Below are 18,192 nucleotides of genomic sequence, written 5' to 3'. Positions count from 1 at the left end.
TGAAGAATGGTATAATATGAGTAGGAGGTATCTCATGTCAGAAGAAAAACAATATACCATTACTCAGGTTTCTGAAATATACGACATTAAGCCTAATACGATACGTTATTATGAGCGAATTGGACTTTTGCCTAAAATTCCAAGGAAGTCTAGCGGTAATCGCTATTTCACAGATGACCTAAATAAGTGGTTAGAGATGGTGATATGTCTGCGTCACTCAGGTGTTTCCATTGAAGTGCTGATTGATTACTGCCAGCTCCTTATGCAGGGAGAAAAAACGGTAAAAGCTAGAGAAGAGCTCCTAAGAGAGCAATTGAACACTCTTCTTAACAAACAAAAAAATCTCCAGCGCTCTATTGACCGTTTGCAACACAAGATTGGACTTTATGAATCTGGAGAGATTCTAGATAAAAAGACTTACTATGAAGAATACGGCATTCTCTTTGATGAAGATGGAAGTTGGAAGGAGCGCTTAGATGACTATGAAAATTGATGCCTTTTCTCATGTGCTGTTGCCAGAGTTTTACAAAGAAATGCTAAAACTAGATGGACATCTAGTTCAAAAAATGCCTTTTATACAAAATCCTGTTTTGACAGACATGAAGATACGCCGAGAAAATATGCCAGCGAATACTAAGCAAATCATTAGCTATGTTAATGCTAATCCTGAGGATTATGTGGAAGACGAAACAGCAGCACTTCTCGTCACTAAAGCGAACGATGAATTGCTAGTAACGGTACAGGAAAATCCAGATTTGTTTGTTGGCGGTGTTGCAATGGTTGCGATGAATCATGTTCCAGAGGCTGTGCGCGTGATAGAAGAATTTGTGCCTGCCCATCCAGAGATTCTTGGTATTCAAGTCTTCACCCGCCATCTTGGGAAATCTTTAGCCGATGAAACGTTTAAACCTGTCTTTGAAGCGGCGGCCAGAGCAGAAGTGCCTCTTTGGCTTCATCCTGTCTTTGATGAGCGCAAACCAGATAATAACATTATCTTTAGCTGGGAGTATGAGCTAACGCAAGCCATGTTGGAAATAGTACAGGCTGGCTATTTCAAAGAGTTCCCAAATCTCAAGATTTTAGTTCATCATGCAGGCGCAATGGTGCCGTATTTTGCAGGGCGTATTGAGCGAATTTTACCTGAGGATCAGGCGAATGACTTCAAGAAGTTTTATGTGGATACAGCTCTCTTGGGGAACACTAAAGCACTTGAACTTTGTGTGGATTACTACGGAAGTGACCATGTCCTCTTTGGGACGGATGCTCCTCTAGGTATCCTGCCAGCAGGAGCGACAGAGGTTATTACTGATGCTATTGAAGCCATGGATTTGAGTGAGAAAGACAAGACTAAGATTTTTTCAGGCAATGCAAAACGCCTGTATGGTTTGGAGAGTTGAGATATGGCAGAGATTTTTCGTTTATTTAAATTAGGGCTAGACCAAGCCTATTCAGATGATTATGCTCAGATTGGGAAAGATAACTTTATCCAATCGATAGAAAAAGAAACAGGAACTTTGGCCATGTATGCTAGCCATGTTTATGGTGATACTAGCAAGCAGATTGTGGTGGAGCGATATGCCAGTGAGGAGGCTTATCAAGAGCATATTGCGTCACAACATTTTCAGGCTTTTGCGGAGTTGGCAAAAAAAGCTGTCACCAGTCGTGAAGTCATCAATCTAGTACCAGAAATTTTTTTACAGAAACCTCAAGAGATGAGAGTTTTTGAAAAAAATGACCTTTCTGTTCGATTAGCGACTGTTCGAGTCAACGATAACGCTGCTTTCTCAGACATTGTGTTGCCTGAAATGAGGGCAAGTATGGAGAAAGAATCAGGTGTGCTTATCATGTACGCTGGAAGAGCAGTAGATCAACCAGATACTTGGTATTTCTTTGAAGTTTATCAGGATGAAGCAGCCTATGAACACCATCGAGACACGGCGCATTTTAAGGACTATATAGAAAAGAGTGAACCGTTTCTCATCAACAAAGACCTTCAAAACCTAACTGCTGATTTGTTAGTGAATCGAGGTTAGTCAAAAAGTGCACTGCTTGAGGTGCATTTTTGGTGTTTACAAGTTGTTGTGCTTCATTTATAGAGTAAAAATACACCTAAAAACGGAGGAGATATATCTTTGATGTTAAAGCATAAAAAAGTTGAATTGACAGAACTGTTTTACGATTTGGTTTTTGTGTATGGCTTTAGCCAACAAACTGCTCTCATTCATCACGTCCACGATGGCATTGTTCCTTTTGTTTCGTTTTTTGCCTTTGTGATTGGTATGGTGACAATGATTAACTCTTGGATGGTACAGACTGTTTTTACCAATCGATTTGGGAAAAATTCATTGACAAATATCTTTATGATGTTTGCTCAGATGGCTCTTTTACTTATTAGTCTGACTTCGGTCACTGACGAATTTACCCATCAGAACTTCGTTTACTTTTATGCGCCAATTGCTGGGATTTCTTTTCTATTACTGGTGCAGTATATTTTAGAGTATCTGGGGAGTGATAATGAAGCTGATAAGGTTTTTATCCGACGATTCTTTTATATATTGGGAACGCGAACCTTGGGACTTTTGCTTGCTGTCTTTCTTCCTTATCGCATCGGTTTGATTGTGGCGGCAGTGAGTATTGTGATGACGTGGTTGCTTCCAGCTTTTTTAACAAAACGGAACATTATGCCTAAGGAGCTGAAACCCATTAACTTTCCTCACTTAGTTGAGCGTCTATCTCTTCTTGTGATTATCACCTTTGGGGAAATGATTATTGGGATTGCAGATTATTTCAGTCCAGAGCGTCTCAGCCCACTGTCTTTTTGCATCTTTCTCATCGTTGCTAGTCTCTTTATGGTGTATATTGTAGAAATTGACCACATGATTGATGTAGACATAGACAATCCAGATGGAAATAGCTTTATCTATTGGCATTATCCCATTTTCTTTGGCTTAAGCTTTGTGACAGTCTCACTCGGTTTTCTGGGAAATGAAGAGGCAAACAATGGCTTTGCGACTTTGCTACTTTATCTCGGAATTGCAATGCTCATGATCGGCATTTATCAGTTACAACCGATGAATAAGGTTAGTCATTATTTTACACCAAAATTACTTTTGGGAATTAGCAGTGTCTGGCTAATGGCTGTATTGCTGAGTTTGGTCTTTTTGAAGAGCAGTGCTAGCTTGATTGTAATAGGTAGTCTCGCAACGCTGATTATGGCAGTGATTGCTGTTGTCTTTAATCTTAGACACCTCAGTGATACACCCAGATTTTAGAATCTGTATTCACAGGTATATTTCTCATCTCAGCCCTGATACAAGATATGGGAATGTTAAAAGTATAAAGTGAAATTAGGAATCTTGACGAAGTGCTTAGCTCGAATTCAATTATTTTGAGCCATTCATCGTTAGATTTTTTTGAAATATATCAGTATTTCAAAAAAATCTACCTTGATTGTCACTAAAATCAGAGCTAATCTGAGAAATCTCCCTTAGAACTTTTAGCCTGATCGTTTCAGTAGTTCTTGTTGTTCTTTGAGATTTTTAAAAAATAAGTCATAAAACTGAAAGCGGTTAATAGTTGACGATATCAATAATCTAAGGTATACTAATACTGTTAATATCACAAATGGCAAAGGCGCCTGTTTTGTTCGCAAAGAAGCGAAAGTTTCACGTTCAAGCAGGGAGACTGTGCCATTTTTTGTGTTTTCAACATTATTTTACTTATTTAAGGAGGCTTTTTCCATGAAGAAAAAAGGAATCGTATTACTATGTGGAGCAGTATTGCTGCTAGGAGCTTGCCAAGCGCAAGGTACAGAAACAAAATCATCTGATACTGCCACAAGTCAAACAACACAAGATAATCAAGTGCTAGAAAAAGGAAACTGGGAATCAACTTTATATACTCGTTTGTCGAAATTAATTGAAGAAAATGGTAAGATGAGTTCCGGCTACGATGAAAGTAAAAAGCCTTATGCCGTTTTTGACTGGGACAATACAACCGTTATCAATGACATTGGAGAAGCGACTTTTACTTACCAAATCTCAAATCTTGCTTTTAAAATGACTCCAGATCAATTCAATGAAGCGATTCGAAACGGTCTTCCAGAAGATGATTTTAAAGAAGAGTTCAATAATACAGACGGGGAAGCAGTCAATATCAATAAGATTGCCACAGATTTAGTGTCAGATTACACCTTCCTCTACAATGAATATAGTGGCATGAAGGGCAGTAAGTCACTCGATGAAGTGAAGAAATCGGCTGAATTTAAAGATTTTAGTGCGAAACTTCGCTATCTTTATGAAGCAGTCGGAGGTACATTTAGCTCAGACATTAGCTATCCTTGGGTCACTTATCTCTACGCGGGTATGACTTCTGAAGAAGTTGAAACCTTAACAGAAAAATCAATTGATTTTGCTCTGAAAGATGACTTGGTTTATGAAACATGGGAAAGTCCAAGTGACCTAAAAGGTCAAGCAGGACAAGTCAGTGTGACCTTTAAACGCGGTGTTCGCTCTGTCAAGGAAATGCAAAATCTGTATAAAACCTTGATGGACAATGGAATTGACGTCTATGTGTGTTCAGCGTCCTACTATGATGTCATCGTTCCTTATGCAACCAATAGCAAATATGGTTACAATGTTCCAAAAGATCACGTCTTTGCAATGCGCTTAGAAAAGGATGATAAGGGCGTTATCCAATCGAAATTAGATGCCAACTATGCTCAGACACAAGGAGAAGGCAAGACCAAAACGATTAAAGAGCTGATGGCAGTCAATCATGATGGTGCAGAGCCAATCTTAATCGGTGGGGATAGCAATGGTGATTATGCGATGTTAAAAGACTTCCCAGATCTTCAAGTTGGTCTGATTTTCAATCTTCTAAGAGATCCAAATAAAGGAATTGGTCTATTAGCCCAAGAAGCTGCTGATACGTATGAAAAAGAAAATGAAAAATACTTCTTACAAGGACGCGATGAAAACAAGGGTGTCTTGATTTCAGGACGTGAAACCATTAAACTAGATAAGACAGAAGCGAAGTTGATGCGAGAGTAATCAGATGAGGTGAGGAAGATAGATGAAGAAAATTATGTTTGTGGGCTCTGTCGGAGTGGGAAAGACGACCTTGACCCAGCGATTGAAAGGGTTAGACATCAGTTACTACAAAACCCAAGCCATTCAGTTTTACGATGCTATCATTGACACACCAGGGGAATTTTTGCAACACCGCAGGTACTACAATGCCTTGACTGTCACAGCATCAGAAGCAGATGTGATTGGTTTATTGGTATCTGCTACTGCGACCATGCAGACCTTTCCACAAGGATTTTCTTCTCTCTTTACCAAGCCCGTTATTGGGGTTATTACAAAAATCGATATGGCAGAAGATCCTAGCATGATTGAACATGCGCGTGAGCAATTGCAAGGAGCAGGAGCAGTAGAGATTTTTGAAATCTCTGCAATAGAGAATATCGGGGTCGATGCGTTGAGAGATTATTTAGTAGAGGACTGAAAGACGATACTCGTCAAAATAAGTTCATGATGATATACTGTTAACACAGCGAGAAACGACTGGAGGAAGGAGACTAGGTATGAGAGTGGAGCACGGTGGTGATGGTGCTATTTTAGCTGAGAAGTTGGGGATTCCAGCAGAAGACTACCTTGATTTTAGTGCTAATATCAATCCCTTGGGTCTTTCTCCTCGTTTACGCGAGACTTTGGTGGTGGCAATTGATCAGCTTGTTGCCTATCCAGATAGTCACTATCGCCATGCTAAAGCTGCTATCGCTGCTCATCATCAGTATGAGCCACAGCACATTTTATTAGCAAATGGTGCAGTTGATATTTTTTATGAATTAGCTCGCTATTTTCGTCCTCAAACAGTTGTCACCCTAAGTCCAACCTTTATGGAATATGAAAAAGCCTTTTTACAAGTCGGGTCAAAGATAGCGTATTGTCTTTTAGCAGCGCCTGATTATACATGGGACGTTGAGACACTTCTTCCAACGATTTCTTCTTTGTCTAAGGGGGATGTGGTCTTGCTCTGCAATCCCAACAATCCTACGGGTACCTTGCAGAAAGTGGATAGCTTGAAAGAGATTGCCCGCTATTTAGTAGAAAAAGAAGTGATTCTCGTACTGGACGAAGCGTTTATCGATTTTTTAGAAAATGAGAGTTGCTATAGTTTCATTTCTTCTTTGCAAGAGTTTCCAAATGTGATTGTGGTGCGTTCGTTGACGAAATTCTATGCCATTCCAGGCTTACGCTTGGGCTATGCTATTAGTACCCACCCAACGTGTTTTGCCCAGATAGAAGAACAGCGTGCGCCATGGAGCGTTAATACCTTAGCAGATAGGGCTGTTCCTGCTATTTTAGCAGATACAGCCTATCAGCAAGAGACGAGACAGTGGCTAGCAGTTGAAAAGGAATTTCTCTTTTCAGCTTTAACAAGCTTTCCTCAGTTACAGGTGGTCAAGCCTAGTGTGAATTATATTTTCTTTGAGTATACAGGGGAGCTTGATCTAAGGCGGGAGCTGTGGAAAGAGCAGATCTTCATTCGTTCTTGTAGCAATTATCATCATTTATCAGATAGGCATTACCGTGTTGCGATTCGTAGTAGACATGAAAATGAGGCCTTGATTGCAGCTCTTGGTCAGGTTTTAGCAAAAGAGGTTGCTCATGAGTGATCTGCTTGTCTCTTGTCCAGGTTCTTGTGGAGAGTTGTTTCAATGTGTCGTTGCAGGGCGAGAATACCTACTATCGTACAACATTGAAGAGAAGAGCTATGCAAGAATATCAAGTAGTCAAGAAAGTCGCTCTCAGCTAGGTGACAAGGCAAAGCAGGCAGTAGAGCTGTTAGCCATTCCCTCTGCAGATAGCAGGAAGATCCTATCTTATACTGATTTGCCCGTTGGTAAAGGTTATTCAAGTAGCACAGCGGACATGGTAGCGGCGGTACAAGCAACATCGCTCTATTATCAGAAAAAAAGATTGTCTGCAAGTCACTTGACAAGTATCTGCGCTAAAGTTGAGCCGAGTGATTCTGTCGCCTTTCAAAATTGGACAGTCATTGATGCCCTATCAGGTGAAGCCATTTGGCAAACAACTTGGCAGCCAGAACTTTATGTCTACATGCTAGAGCCAATCGAAAGCCTAGATACTCAAGATATGTCGCGTATGACCGAAAGTGATGTGTATCCCAAGCAGCAATCAGCAGGTCTATTTTCCCTTTTTCAAGAAGCTTGTGCGCAAAAAAGTCTAACAAAACTTGGTCAGCTTGCAACTCTCAGTGCTCGTTTGAATAATGAGCGCCTACCCAAGCCTTATTTAAATGAGATTATTGAGATCGCTACTAACCATAAGGCGATTGGTGTCAATGTGGCTCATAGTGGGACAGTAGTTGGCGTGCTCTTTTCAAGGCAACAGATGACAGACATCTTGGCATTCGAAAAGACACTTGTAAACCATGTACTTTCCACCTATTACCAAGAGCGAAGGCTTCGTAAAATCCTCTTTGAAGGAGTTCAGCAAGTAAGAAAGTAAAGAATAATGAAACGGTTACAAGAAATCATCGCGCGTCTCCAACCTTTGGATCAAAAAAAGGTTCAAGAGGGTCAACAATTCTGCGATCAACTCGCTAAACCCTTGGGTTCACTAGGAAAGCTGGAATCTATTTATTCTCGTTTATACGCGATGTTTGAAGGAAATATTCAACTCGAAAAGCAGATTGTGGTTGTGTATGTGGCTGATAATGGCATTGTAGAGGAAGGGATTTCGTCTAATCCTCAGGAAACCACTGCAATTGTCGCACGAAATATTTTAGAAGGAAAAACAGGGCTTTGTGCCATTTCTCAACATGTCGGTTCAGATACTTGTGTGGTGGATATTGGTTGCAAAGAAGATATTGATCCTTTAAGGCAGGATAAGGTTCGCCTTGGAACGCGCAATATGCTGCGAGAGCCCGCCCTAACCCGTGACGAATGTATCAAGGCTATCCTAGTTGGCTATCAAAAGACGGTGGAACTCATTGGACAAGGCTATACTCTATTTGGAACAGGAGAGATGGGAATTGGCAATACGACAACATCTGCCGCGGTCATCAGTGTTCTGTTGAACAAAAAAGCAGAAGAAGTGACAGGGTATGGTGCAGGGCTAACTCAGGAGATGAAGAGTCATAAGACCAAGATTATTCAGGCTTGTATCGAAAAGCATGCCCCCTATGAGGACGTTTTAGATGTAGTGGCAAAAGTAGGTGGTCTTGATTTGTTAGGAATGGTGGGGACCTATCTTGCCTGTGCTGAATATCATCTCCCCTGTGTTGTTGATGGTTTGATTTCTATCACAGGTCTGTTAATCGCTAGCCGTTTGGCACCCTGTGTTGTAGACTTTTGCTTTGCTTCACATAGTTCCACAGAGCCAGGCTATCAGTTGGTGTGTCGTGAGTTACAGCTCTCTCCGATGCTGACCCTAGAGATGCGTCTCGGAGAAGGATCGGGCTGTCCTTTAGCCTTCTTTTTAATGACGACTGCTTGTTATACAATGGAGCACATGCCTACTTTTGAAGAAGGAAAACTAAAAAAAGAAGATTATATTGATATTCGTATCAAATCTGAGTAAGAGAGGTGTTTTATGCAATTATATACGAAAACAGGTGACAAAGGTCTGACGAAATTAGTTGGTGGACAAAGCGTAGCGAAAGACGCGGAACGTGTTAATGCCTATGGAACAATCGATGAGCTCAATTCATGGATTGGCTACACCGTCAGTAAAATGTCAGAGACAGATGACTTAAAAGAAGAGCTATTGCAATTGCAACATTATCTTTTTGACTGTGGTTCTGATTTATCGACACCGCATGGAGTCTATCCTTACAAAGTAGATAAAACATTGGTGGAGTGGATTGAAGAGAGGATTGATACCTATGCAGATATTCCACCAGCATTAGAGACCTTTATCCTGCCAGGAGGAGATGAAGTTGCTTCGATGATCCATGTGGCACGAACCATTGCACGTCGCGCTGAACGGCATATTGTAGCGACCATGTGGACGACAGAAATCAACAATGAAGTGCTGATTTTTGTCAATCGACTGTCTGACTATTTCTTTGCACTGGCACGTGTCCTAAATTTCAGGAAAAAACGTTCGGACATTGCCTATGAGCGAGGTGAAAAGGTCTTTCATAATATCACCAAAGCAGATGTCGAAAGGTGGGCAAAGCAGGCTGAGTAATTGCTAGTGTTACTGGTGCAAAAACTGGAGTGAGACAGACAACTACTGCGTCTTGCAAGGAAATTAGAAAAATAAACGAGTCTGGGCTTGCTTTTGTCCCAGCCTCGTTTTCGATTTTTTAGCGTGCATTTAAGGTGGAAAGCCTATACAAATAAAATAATGAGACCAGAGCATTTGCTCCAGTCTCACCGTTAAGTATAAGAGAAAGTGTTTTTACATCATTGTAGAATATCGCTAAGCATCGTTGGTTAGCAGCAACTTTCCAAATTATCGGCTCTGCTTCTTTGCAGAAAGATAAGAAACCTTATCTGTTAGAAAATTAGCGTCGTACTAACGTAGAGCCAATAATGGAAATACTGCTATAATGCTCATTCCACAATGACATCATCACCTTACATCGAGGCGTGAAATCTACTAAAATTTAAGAATAAAGACCTGACTTAAAGCAAAGCTTATCACAGTGGCGGGACCGCGTTGGATTTTCACCAAACTTCCATATTCCTAAAAGTACTAAAATTAATTTCCTAGCAATTACATAATAACACGTTTTATGCTATTTGACAAGTAATATGAATCGATTTCTTCTAATTTTTTTCTAACGAAAAACGAAAAAGAAATTATTTTTGAAATAAAAATGAGTATTTTTCATTGATTTGAAAACGTTTTTGTGTTATAATCCTACTGTAGTACAAAGAGGTACTGTTTATAATAAAGCAATGTGGCTATATGAAATGACTATGACAGATGTAGTGGAATAGTGATTTTCATATGGTCTCTTTTTTTCGAGTTCATATAAACAGAAAGGAGAATGAATGTATCATATTTTTTATAAAACTGAATTGTGCATAGGCAAGGGTGCTTTGAAGCAATTGAGTACCTATAAGGATGAGCATATCTTGGTTGTTGCAGATCCATTCTTAAAAACGTCTGGTCAACTAGAGCAGATTTTGAATTATCTGGATAGCAGCAATGATGTGGTTATCTTTACAGATATTGTGCCGGATCCACCGATTGAAACAGTCGTAGCAGGAATCAAGTCAGCTGGTGATCGTCCAATTAGCATTATTTTAACAATCGGTGGAGGATCTGCAATCGATGCTGCTAAAGCTATGTATTACTTTGCTAAGAAGCAGGCGATTTTCTCTGAAGCTATTCTGGTTGCGATTCCAACAACCAGTGGAACAGGGTCTGAGGTAACGGAGTTTTCGATTATCACGGATTCTAAAAAAGGAACAAAGTACCCTTTGGTAACGAAGGAGATTTTACCTGACGTTGCGATACTAGATGCAGAACTTGTCCTGTCTCTTCCAGCAAATATTACAGCAGATACGGGAATGGATGTTTTGACCCATGCCTTTGAAGCCTATGTGTCTACAGCTGCTACGGATTTTTCCGATGCGCTTGCTGAAAAGGCGATAAAACTGGTATTTGAATACTTGCCACGGGCCTATAAAGATGGCAATGACGTTGAAGCCAGAGAGAAAATGCATGTCGCTTCAACCTTAGCAGGGATGGCCTTTAATACGGCATCGCTCGGCTTAAATCACGGCATTGCTCATGCAGCAGGAGCAAAATTCCATGTGCCTCATGGACGCTTAAATAGTATCTTGATGCCACACATTATTCGATACAATGCGAATGTGCTGGATAGGGGACGGCAGCCTATCAATAAAGAAGCAGCTGCGCGCTATCAAGATATTGCAAAGCTCTTAGGCTACAGCGCTTCAAATCCAGCTCTCGGAGTGCGTCAATTGGTGGATGCAGTCCGAAAATTGCAAAAACAATTGGAAATGCCAACTTCGTTGAAAGAATACGGTGTTACCTTGGATGATTTTGAATTGTACAAAGATGAAATCGCAACAGCGGCGATTAAAGATAAGTGTACCGATACAAATCCTAGGACACCAACTCCTTTAGAAGTTGTGAAAATTTTAGAAAATGCTTTTCACTTGTAAATTGGTATCTTAATATTTTATAATATGACATTGTGTGTAGAAGTTTGAGCAGCTTCTGAACGCATGAAGAGGTTATCAAATTGGAAGAAAAACAACGAATGATACAGGAGTATGTGCCGGGAAAACAGGTCACCTTGGCACATCTTATCGCTAATCCAGATGATGCGATTTATGAAAAGTTGGGCTTGATTGTCGAGAAAAAAGGTGCGATTGGCATTTTGACCATCACACCGAGCGAGGCCGCTATCATCGCAGTTGACATTGCAACAAAAGCAGCAGATGTTCAAATTGGCTTTGTGGATCGCTTTAGTGGTTCAGTCGTCATGACAGGAGACGTCTCTTCTGTTGAAGCTGCTCTAGTTGCGGTATTGCAAGGTTTAGAAGAAATTTTAGGTTTTTCGAGCACAGTTGTAACACGAACATAAGTAAGAAAGAAACTGGTAAGAGGAAGTATGAAAGGTAGAATATTAATTGCTGATGATGATCCAATCATAACACTAGATATTCGTCGAATTTTAGAAGAGGCAGACTACGAGGTTGTGGCAGAAGCTTCAGATGGCTTTGAAGCGATTGAACTGTGTCAAAAATACCGATCAGACTTGGTCATAATGGATATCAAGATGCCTCTGTTAGATGGACTAACAGCTACTAAGAAAATACTGGATGATGCTTTAGCTTACGGTGTGATTCTTTTATCAGCTTATGATGATGAAAGCTATGTTCAAAAGGCTAAGCTTTACGGAGCAAGTGCCTATCTAGTCAAGCCTTTAGATGCTAAGTCTTTGATTCCTATGGTTGAGGTCTGCATTGAAAAAGGACGTCAACTGCAGCAAATGTCAAATGAGATGATTAAGTTGTCTAAAAAGATAGACGATCGGATTGTGATTGAAAAAGCCAAAGGACTGCTCATGGTTCGTGATCAGTTATCAGAGCCTGAGGCATTTAAGCGTATTCGTACAATTAGTATGCAAAAACGAGTTCCAATGGTTGAAATTGCAAAATTATTGGTTCTGCATGATGAAGTATAGAGAAAAAATTAAAAAACTTTGCCAAGAACAAACGAATTTAAGTGATGAAGACATTGATATGCTCATTGAGCAAGCAGATCTGCTAATGAAGAGTTCAGATTATGCGAGTGAAGATGTGTTTATTGATGTTCAAAATATTTATTCTGAACACGCTACGGTTATTTTTCATAAAAAGCCTCAGACGAAGGGGAGTTTATATGAAAAAAGTGTGGTAGGAAGTGTTGCCTATTTACAAAATGAGCCGGGTGTGATTCGTACTTTACAGACAGGGGCACCGTCCATTGGTTTGTCAGCTTTATCGCAAGAAGGCATTCCTATTGAGCAGACGGTTTTACCGATTAAGAGAGAAGGCCGCGTTATTGCGACCTTGATCCTTGAAAAAGACGCTTCTGAGCATTTGCCTACTCAATTTTCACTGAAGACAACCGAGCTAGGTCATTATGAAGTGGATGATGTGTGCCTTGAAGTTGATTCAGAGCAATTCTCTTTATTAAAATATATGGATGATGCGGTGTTATTCTTCGATGATGAAGGCTTCCTAACCTACTTTAATCCCTCTGCGGCAGAATTGTATCGGAAGAAACTGAGATACATGGATTCCATTGAGGGAATGCACTACGATAATTTAGTTTTAGGAAATATCCGGTTTGAAGATATTTATAAAGAGAGTCAGAATTTAAAGAAATCTTATTCAACCCTATCTGAAGTTCAGTATGGCGTCAGCTATTTCGCGATTAAGCAATATGTTGTGCGTGATTCTAGGTCTTTGATCATGATCTATAAGGACATTAGTGACGTAAAGCAGATGGAATCGCTAATGCTGATGAAAGAGACGACGATTCATGAGATGAATCATCGAGTGAAGAATAATTTGCAAACAGTTGTATCTCTGCTTCGCTTGCAGGCACAACGTAGTCCCTCTAAAGCTGTGAAAAAAGATCTGACAGATAGTGTCAATCGTGTATTATCCATTGCGATGACACATGAGTTATTATCTTCTCAACAGCAGGATGAGGTGTCCATTGAGCATTTACTGCGAGGGGTAGTTGAGAATGTTCAAAGTTATTTTAAAGGGCATGGAGCTATCTCACTGACTTATCATCTAGATCCCAATCTTTATCTGGATAGTAATCGTGCGACTGCTTTAGCTTTGATTGTCAATGAACTCTTACAAAATAGCTATGATCATGCGTTTGAAACGATAAAGCAAAAAAATCCAGAAATCCATTTGCAAATCGTTACAGAAGATGATATAATAAAAGTTAGAGTGGCCGACAATGGAAACGGTTACGATACCAGTCGCTCATTTGATGATCATCTAGGCTTGATGATTGTGGAGCGATTTGTCAAAAGTAAGTTGTCGGGAAAACTGTCTATTTATTCCAATGATAAGGGGACGGAAACCACGATTACATTTAAAAAGTTTAAAGACTAACAACGATGTCGGTCTAATAAAAGCAATGACGCTTGAAGAATATAAATGAACCTAGGTTTATTTATATTACTTTGAGTGTCTTTTTTTGGAGGTTCATAGCATGTCAGATAAAATTTTGAGTGTGGGCATTGACCTTGGTACTGCGACGACGCAATTGATTTTATCCGAGCTAACTATCGAAAATATCTCATCTCTCTTTACCGTTCCTCGCGTATCGATTACCGATAAGAAAGTTCTTTATAAAAGCGAGATTATCTTTACGCCTATTTCTGATCAATTGCTGATTGAAGTGGATAGGATTAAGGAATTTGTTATGAGCGAGTACGCTAAGGCCGGCATTGAGAAAAAAGATATTCAGATGGGGGCTGTTATTATTACAGGTGAAACAGCTCGGAAAGAAAATGCTAGTCAAGTGCTACAAGCTTTGAGTGGCTATGCTGGTGATTTTGTGGTCGCAACAGCTGGTCCTGACCTAGAAAGCATCATCGCAGGAAAAGGAGCATGCAGTCACCAATATTCACAAGAACATCACACATCTGTTGCTAATATTGATATTGGTGGTGGAACATCGAATTTAGCTGTCTTTCGTGAGGGTGATTTGATTGATACGGGATGTTTTGACATCGGCGGACGCTTGATTAAGCTCGATCCTACTACTCACCGAATTAGCTACATTGCTCCAAAGTTGCAAACGATTATTTCAGACAAAAACTTGAAATTGCAAGTAGGAGAAGTGGTGAATCATGCTGATCTGGATCGGTTGATTCAGATGATGGTAGAGGTCTTAGAACAGTCCGTTGGTATTGACAATCACAGTCCTTACTATGACTTACTTCAAACCAATCATGGCTTGAAATTAAACTATGAAATCAAATGTGTCTCTTTCTCAGGTGGGGTAGCAGATGCGATTTTAGAATCAAGTCTTACCAATGAATTTCAATATGGAGACATCGGTATCTTACTAGGACGTGCCCTTAGAAAATCAAAAATATTTGACCAAAAGAGGGTCATCAAGTCCGCAGAAACGATCCGTGCAACGGTTGTTGGTGCAGGAAGCCATACGACAGATGTTAGCGGCAGTACCATTACCTATATCTCAGATGTGTTGCCAATAAAGAACGTTCCAGTCTTGAAATTAGCTTCTAGTGATGAGCGTGAGGATAAGGAAACACTGACTGAGATTATCAGAGATAAGGTTGAGTGGTTTACCTTAGAAAATGAAGTGCAGCAAATCGCTTTAGCCATCAATGGCGAAAAAAGTCCGAGTTTCACTCGTGTTGTGGAGTACACCGAGGCTATTATCAAAGGAATGCAAAAGAGCATTGAAAAGAGACTTCCGATTTTAGTCGTAGTCCGTGAAGATATGGCGAAAGTCTTGGGGCAATGTCTGCATGCACAGCTTCCAAAAGATTATCCATTTGTATGTATTGACTCGGTTGATGTGCAAAATGGGGATTACATTGATATTGGAAATCCTGTGATTGATGGTTCGGTCTTACCAGTGGTTGTGAAGACCTTGGTATTTAACTAATGTATATAAAAAAGGAGGAAGTCAAACATGATTTTGAAAACAAAATTATTTGGCAGAATTTATGAATTTAAGTCAGTAAAAGAAGTGCTGGCAAAAGCAAATGAGTACAAATCGGGAGACCAGCTAGCAGGCGTTGCGGCTGAGTCTGCTGAAGAGCGAGTGGCAGCAAAAGTTGTCTTGGCTCAATTGAAATTATCAGACTTGTTTAACAACCCAGTTGTTCCTTATGAAGAAGACGAAGTGACGCGAATCATTATTGATGATGTCAACTTACGTACATACGAGAAAATTAAAAACTGGACTGTGCAAGAGTTGCGTGAATGGATTTTGGATAACAATACGACAAATGTAGACATTCAGTGGATCTCACGTGGTTTGACATCTGAAATGGTGGCAGCCGTTGCGAAGTTGATGACCAACCTTGACTTGATTGTTGGAGCACAAAAAATCATCATTACCAAGACAGCTAACACCACAATTGGTAGACCAGGCACCTTCTCTTCTCGCTTGCAGCCAAACCACACAACAGACGATCCAGATGGTATTATGGCATCGACAATGGAAGGATTTGCCTATGGTTGTGGGGATGCCTTGCTAGGATTGAACCCAGTTGATGACTCGGTTGAAAGTACGAAGCGAGTGCTTCACAAATTCAATGATTTCATCGAAGAATATCAAATCCCAACTCAACACTGTGTCTTGGCTCACGTCACTACTCAGATTGAAGCCATGAATCAAGGGGCGCCTACTGGTCTTGTCTTCCAGTCTATCGCTGGATCTGAAAAAGGAAATGAAGCTTTTGGATTTAACGCTGCAACGATTCAAGAAGCTCGTGATACAGCGCTTAAAGTCGGCTCTGCTGCTGGACCAAATGTCATGTACTTTGAAACTGGACAAGGTTCAGAATTGTCATCAGATGCGCACTACGATGCTGACCAAGTAACCATGGAAGCTCGTTGTTATGGCTTTGCTAAGCGTTTTGATCCATTCTTGGTCAATACCGTAGTAGGATTTATCGGTCCTGAATATCTCTATGATTCAAAACAAGTTATCCGTGCAGGTCTTGAAGACCACTTCATGGGCAAATTGTCAGGTATTTCAATGGGCTGTGATATTTGTTATACAAACCATATGAAAGCAGACCAAAATGACGCTGAAAACTTATTGGTGTTGTTAGGAACTGCTGGCGTTAACTATATCATGGCAATCCCTCATGGAGACGACATCATGTTGAACTATCAAACAACAGGTTACCATGAAACAGCTACGATGCGTGATTTATTAGGCAAACGTCCAATCAAGGAATTTGAAGAATGGATGGAAAAAATGGGCTTAATGGAAAATGGACATTTAACAGCAATTGGCGGAGATGGTTCTGTCTTTATGAAATCAAATTAGTTGGGAGGAAATCATTGTGGATGAATTGCAATTAAAAGAAATGATTCGCTCACTCTTAAGTGAGATGGATACTAAGGAGTCGACTGATACACAAGCTGTATCAGCGCCTGCAAAAGAAGAAGCAGCAAAGGAAGTGGCAAGTAGTGGCTGTCCTTTGACTGAAGAATCGGTTATTGAAGACGGAATGATTCCAGATATTACAGAAGTTGATATTCAAGAGCAGTTTCTTATTCCAAATGCGATCAACGAAGAAGCCTATCGTAAGATTAAAAAATTCACTCCTGCTCGTTTAGGATTATGGAGAGCAGGAAATCGCTATATGACACAGTCTGTTTTACGCTTTAGAGCAGACCATGCAGCAGCTCAGGATGCGGTATTCTCATATGTTTCAGATGATTTTGTGAAAGAAATGGGCTTTATTCCAGTAGAGACAAAAGCCTCATCAAAAGATGAATACTTGACACGTCCAGATCTAGGAAGAGTTTTCTCAGAAGAGCAACAACAGTTCATTAAAGATAACTGCACTCACAATGCTAAAGTTCAAATCGTTGTGGGAGATGGTTTAAGTTCATCTGCTATTGAAGCGAATGTGAAAGACTTCTTACCAGCCCTCAAGCAAGGTTTGAAAATGTTTGGTTTGGACTACAATGAAGTCTTGTTTATCAAACATGCTCGCGTGGCTGCGATGGATCAGATTGCTGAATTGACAGGTGCAGAAGTCGTTTGTATGTTAGTTGGCGAACGTCCAGGTTTGGTAACGGCCGAGTCTATGAGTGCTTATCTGGCCTATCGCCCAACAGTCGGTATGCCAGAGGCAAAACGTACGGTTTTATCTAATATCCATAAAGGTGGAACACCAGCTGTTGAAGCTGGGGCTTATGTGGCCGAAATCATTAAGAAGATTCTTGACAATAAAAAATCAGGGGTTGACTTAAAATAATTTTTTAGGAGGACATTGTTTTGAAAAATGAACGATTAGGCGCAAATGTACTAAGTGCGTTAGTGATTTCAAATGTAGACGCAGGCTTAGCTGCTTCACTTGAATTAAAGCCACATCATAGAAGTTTGGGGATTGTGACTTCAGATTGTGACGATGTGACCTATGTTGCCTTAGACGAAGCAACAAAGGCCGCCGATGTTGAAGTTGTCTATGCTCGTAGTATGTATGCTGGAGCAGGAAATGCCTCTACGAAATTAGCTGGTGAAGTGATCGGCATTATCGCAGGTCCAAATCCTGAAGAAGTTCGTAGCGGTTTAGACGTAGCGGTTTATGAAATTGAAAATGGCGCAAGCTTTTACAGTGCCAATGATGACAATAGTGTGCCTTACTTTGCTCATTGTGTTTCTCGTGCGGGATCTTATTTGTCAGAAGGTGCTAACTCACAAGAAGGAACAGCAATTGCTTATTTGATTGCTCCTCCAGCAGAGGCGATGGTTGGTTTAGATGCAGCTCTAAAAGCAGCAGATGTCCAAATTGGTGCTTTCTATGGTCCACCAAGTGAAACAAACTTTGCCGGTGGTTTATTGGTTGGCTCACAATCCGCTTGTCGTGCAGCCTGCGATGCTTTTGCTAAAACAGTAATAGCAGTTGCAGAGGATCCAAAAAGCTATTAAAACAGAG

At 40.4% G+C, this 18,192-nt stretch carries 18 protein-coding genes and 1 riboswitch; all 18 genes read left to right on the top strand.

Annotated features, from left to right (window positions below):
* Positions 1–34: 34 nt before the first annotated feature.
* Positions 35–493: a MerR family transcriptional regulator gene (locus tag A3I5_RS0106945; protein WP_018373889.1), complete on the top strand. Its 459-nt coding sequence runs from the start codon at positions 35–37 to the stop codon at positions 491–493.
* Positions 477–1,397: an amidohydrolase family protein gene (locus A3I5_RS0106940; protein WP_018373888.1), complete on the top strand. Its 921-nt coding sequence runs from the start codon at positions 477–479 to the stop codon at positions 1,395–1,397. Before A3I5_RS0106945 ends, A3I5_RS0106940 begins: the two co-directional genes overlap by 17 nt.
* Positions 1,398–1,400: 3 nt before the next feature.
* Complete coding sequence (locus A3I5_RS0106935; RefSeq protein ID WP_018373887.1) at positions 1,401–2,033, top strand: putative quinol monooxygenase; 633 nt, start codon at positions 1,401–1,403, stop codon at positions 2,031–2,033.
* A 93-nt stretch (positions 2,034–2,126) separates the two neighbouring features.
* Positions 2,127–3,272 carry a low temperature requirement protein A gene (locus A3I5_RS0106930; protein ID WP_026216974.1) on the top strand — a complete coding sequence of 382 codons (1,146 nt, stop codon included), beginning with the start codon at positions 2,127–2,129 and terminating at the stop codon, positions 3,270–3,272.
* Between the two features lie 468 nt (positions 3,273–3,740).
* On the top strand, positions 3,741–5,051 hold the full coding sequence (locus tag A3I5_RS0106925; RefSeq protein ID WP_018373885.1) for an HAD family hydrolase: 1,311 nt from the start codon (positions 3,741–3,743) through the stop codon (positions 5,049–5,051).
* A gap of 22 nt (positions 5,052–5,073) precedes the next feature.
* On the top strand, positions 5,074–5,508 hold the full coding sequence (locus tag A3I5_RS0106920; protein ID WP_018373884.1) for a EutP/PduV family microcompartment system protein: 435 nt from the start codon (positions 5,074–5,076) through the stop codon (positions 5,506–5,508).
* 79 nt (positions 5,509–5,587) lie between these two features.
* Positions 5,588–6,682, top strand: a complete 1,095-nt coding sequence (gene cobD, locus A3I5_RS0106915) for a threonine-phosphate decarboxylase CobD (RefSeq protein ID WP_018373883.1) — start codon at positions 5,588–5,590, stop codon at positions 6,680–6,682.
* Positions 6,675–7,538, top strand: coding sequence for a GHMP family kinase ATP-binding protein (locus A3I5_RS0106910; protein ID WP_018373882.1), 864 nt, complete (start codon positions 6,675–6,677; stop codon positions 7,536–7,538). Before cobD ends, A3I5_RS0106910 begins: the two co-directional genes overlap by 8 nt.
* Before the next feature lie 6 nt (positions 7,539–7,544).
* The gene (gene cobT, locus A3I5_RS0106905) at positions 7,545–8,612 is read left to right on the top strand and encodes a nicotinate-nucleotide--dimethylbenzimidazole phosphoribosyltransferase (RefSeq protein WP_018373881.1); all 1,068 of its coding nucleotides are present in this window, start codon (positions 7,545–7,547) and stop codon (positions 8,610–8,612) included.
* 12 nt (positions 8,613–8,624) lie between these two features.
* On the top strand, positions 8,625–9,224 hold the full coding sequence (locus A3I5_RS0106900) for a cob(I)yrinic acid a,c-diamide adenosyltransferase (protein ID WP_018373880.1): 600 nt from the start codon (positions 8,625–8,627) through the stop codon (positions 9,222–9,224).
* Between the two features lie 376 nt (positions 9,225–9,600).
* A riboswitch (adenosylcobalamin (AdoCbl) riboswitch) is annotated at positions 9,601–9,746 on the bottom strand.
* Between the two features lie 290 nt (positions 9,747–10,036).
* Positions 10,037–11,179: a 1-propanol dehydrogenase PduQ gene (locus A3I5_RS0106895; protein ID WP_018373879.1), complete on the top strand. Its 1,143-nt coding sequence runs from the start codon at positions 10,037–10,039 to the stop codon at positions 11,177–11,179.
* A gap of 80 nt (positions 11,180–11,259) precedes the next feature.
* Complete coding sequence (eutS, locus tag A3I5_RS0106890; RefSeq protein ID WP_026216973.1) at positions 11,260–11,604, top strand: ethanolamine utilization microcompartment protein EutS; 345 nt, start codon at positions 11,260–11,262, stop codon at positions 11,602–11,604.
* A 27-nt stretch (positions 11,605–11,631) separates the two neighbouring features.
* A complete protein-coding gene (locus tag A3I5_RS0106885; protein ID WP_018373877.1) occupies positions 11,632–12,207 on the top strand; it encodes an ANTAR domain-containing response regulator in 576 nt (191 codons plus the stop codon).
* The gene (locus A3I5_RS0106880) at positions 12,194–13,642 is read left to right on the top strand and encodes a sensor histidine kinase (protein WP_231869670.1); all 1,449 of its coding nucleotides are present in this window, start codon (positions 12,194–12,196) and stop codon (positions 13,640–13,642) included. The genes A3I5_RS0106885 and A3I5_RS0106880 overlap by 14 nt, the downstream gene beginning before the upstream one ends.
* A 100-nt stretch (positions 13,643–13,742) precedes the next feature.
* Positions 13,743–15,173 carry an ethanolamine ammonia-lyase reactivating factor EutA gene (gene eutA, locus A3I5_RS0106875; protein ID WP_018373875.1) on the top strand — a complete coding sequence of 477 codons (1,431 nt, stop codon included), beginning with the start codon at positions 13,743–13,745 and terminating at the stop codon, positions 15,171–15,173.
* 27 nt (positions 15,174–15,200) lie between these two features.
* Positions 15,201–16,571, top strand: a complete 1,371-nt coding sequence (locus A3I5_RS0106870; RefSeq protein WP_018373874.1) for an ethanolamine ammonia-lyase subunit EutB — start codon at positions 15,201–15,203, stop codon at positions 16,569–16,571.
* Between the two features lie 16 nt (positions 16,572–16,587).
* A complete protein-coding gene (gene eutC / locus A3I5_RS0106865; protein ID WP_018373873.1) occupies positions 16,588–17,511 on the top strand; it encodes an ethanolamine ammonia-lyase subunit EutC in 924 nt (307 codons plus the stop codon).
* Positions 17,512–17,531: 20 nt separating this feature from the next.
* The gene (gene eutL, locus A3I5_RS0106860; RefSeq protein WP_018373872.1) at positions 17,532–18,185 is read left to right on the top strand and encodes an ethanolamine utilization microcompartment protein EutL; all 654 of its coding nucleotides are present in this window, start codon (positions 17,532–17,534) and stop codon (positions 18,183–18,185) included.
* Positions 18,186–18,192: the final 7 nt, after the last annotated feature.

The sequence above is a fragment of the Streptococcus merionis DSM 19192 genome (assembly GCF_000380085.1).
Lineage (GTDB): Bacteria > Bacillota > Bacilli > Lactobacillales > Streptococcaceae > Streptococcus > Streptococcus merionis.
The sequence above is the reverse complement of the archived record's forward strand: the minus strand, read 5'-3'. Positions and strand labels throughout refer to the sequence as shown.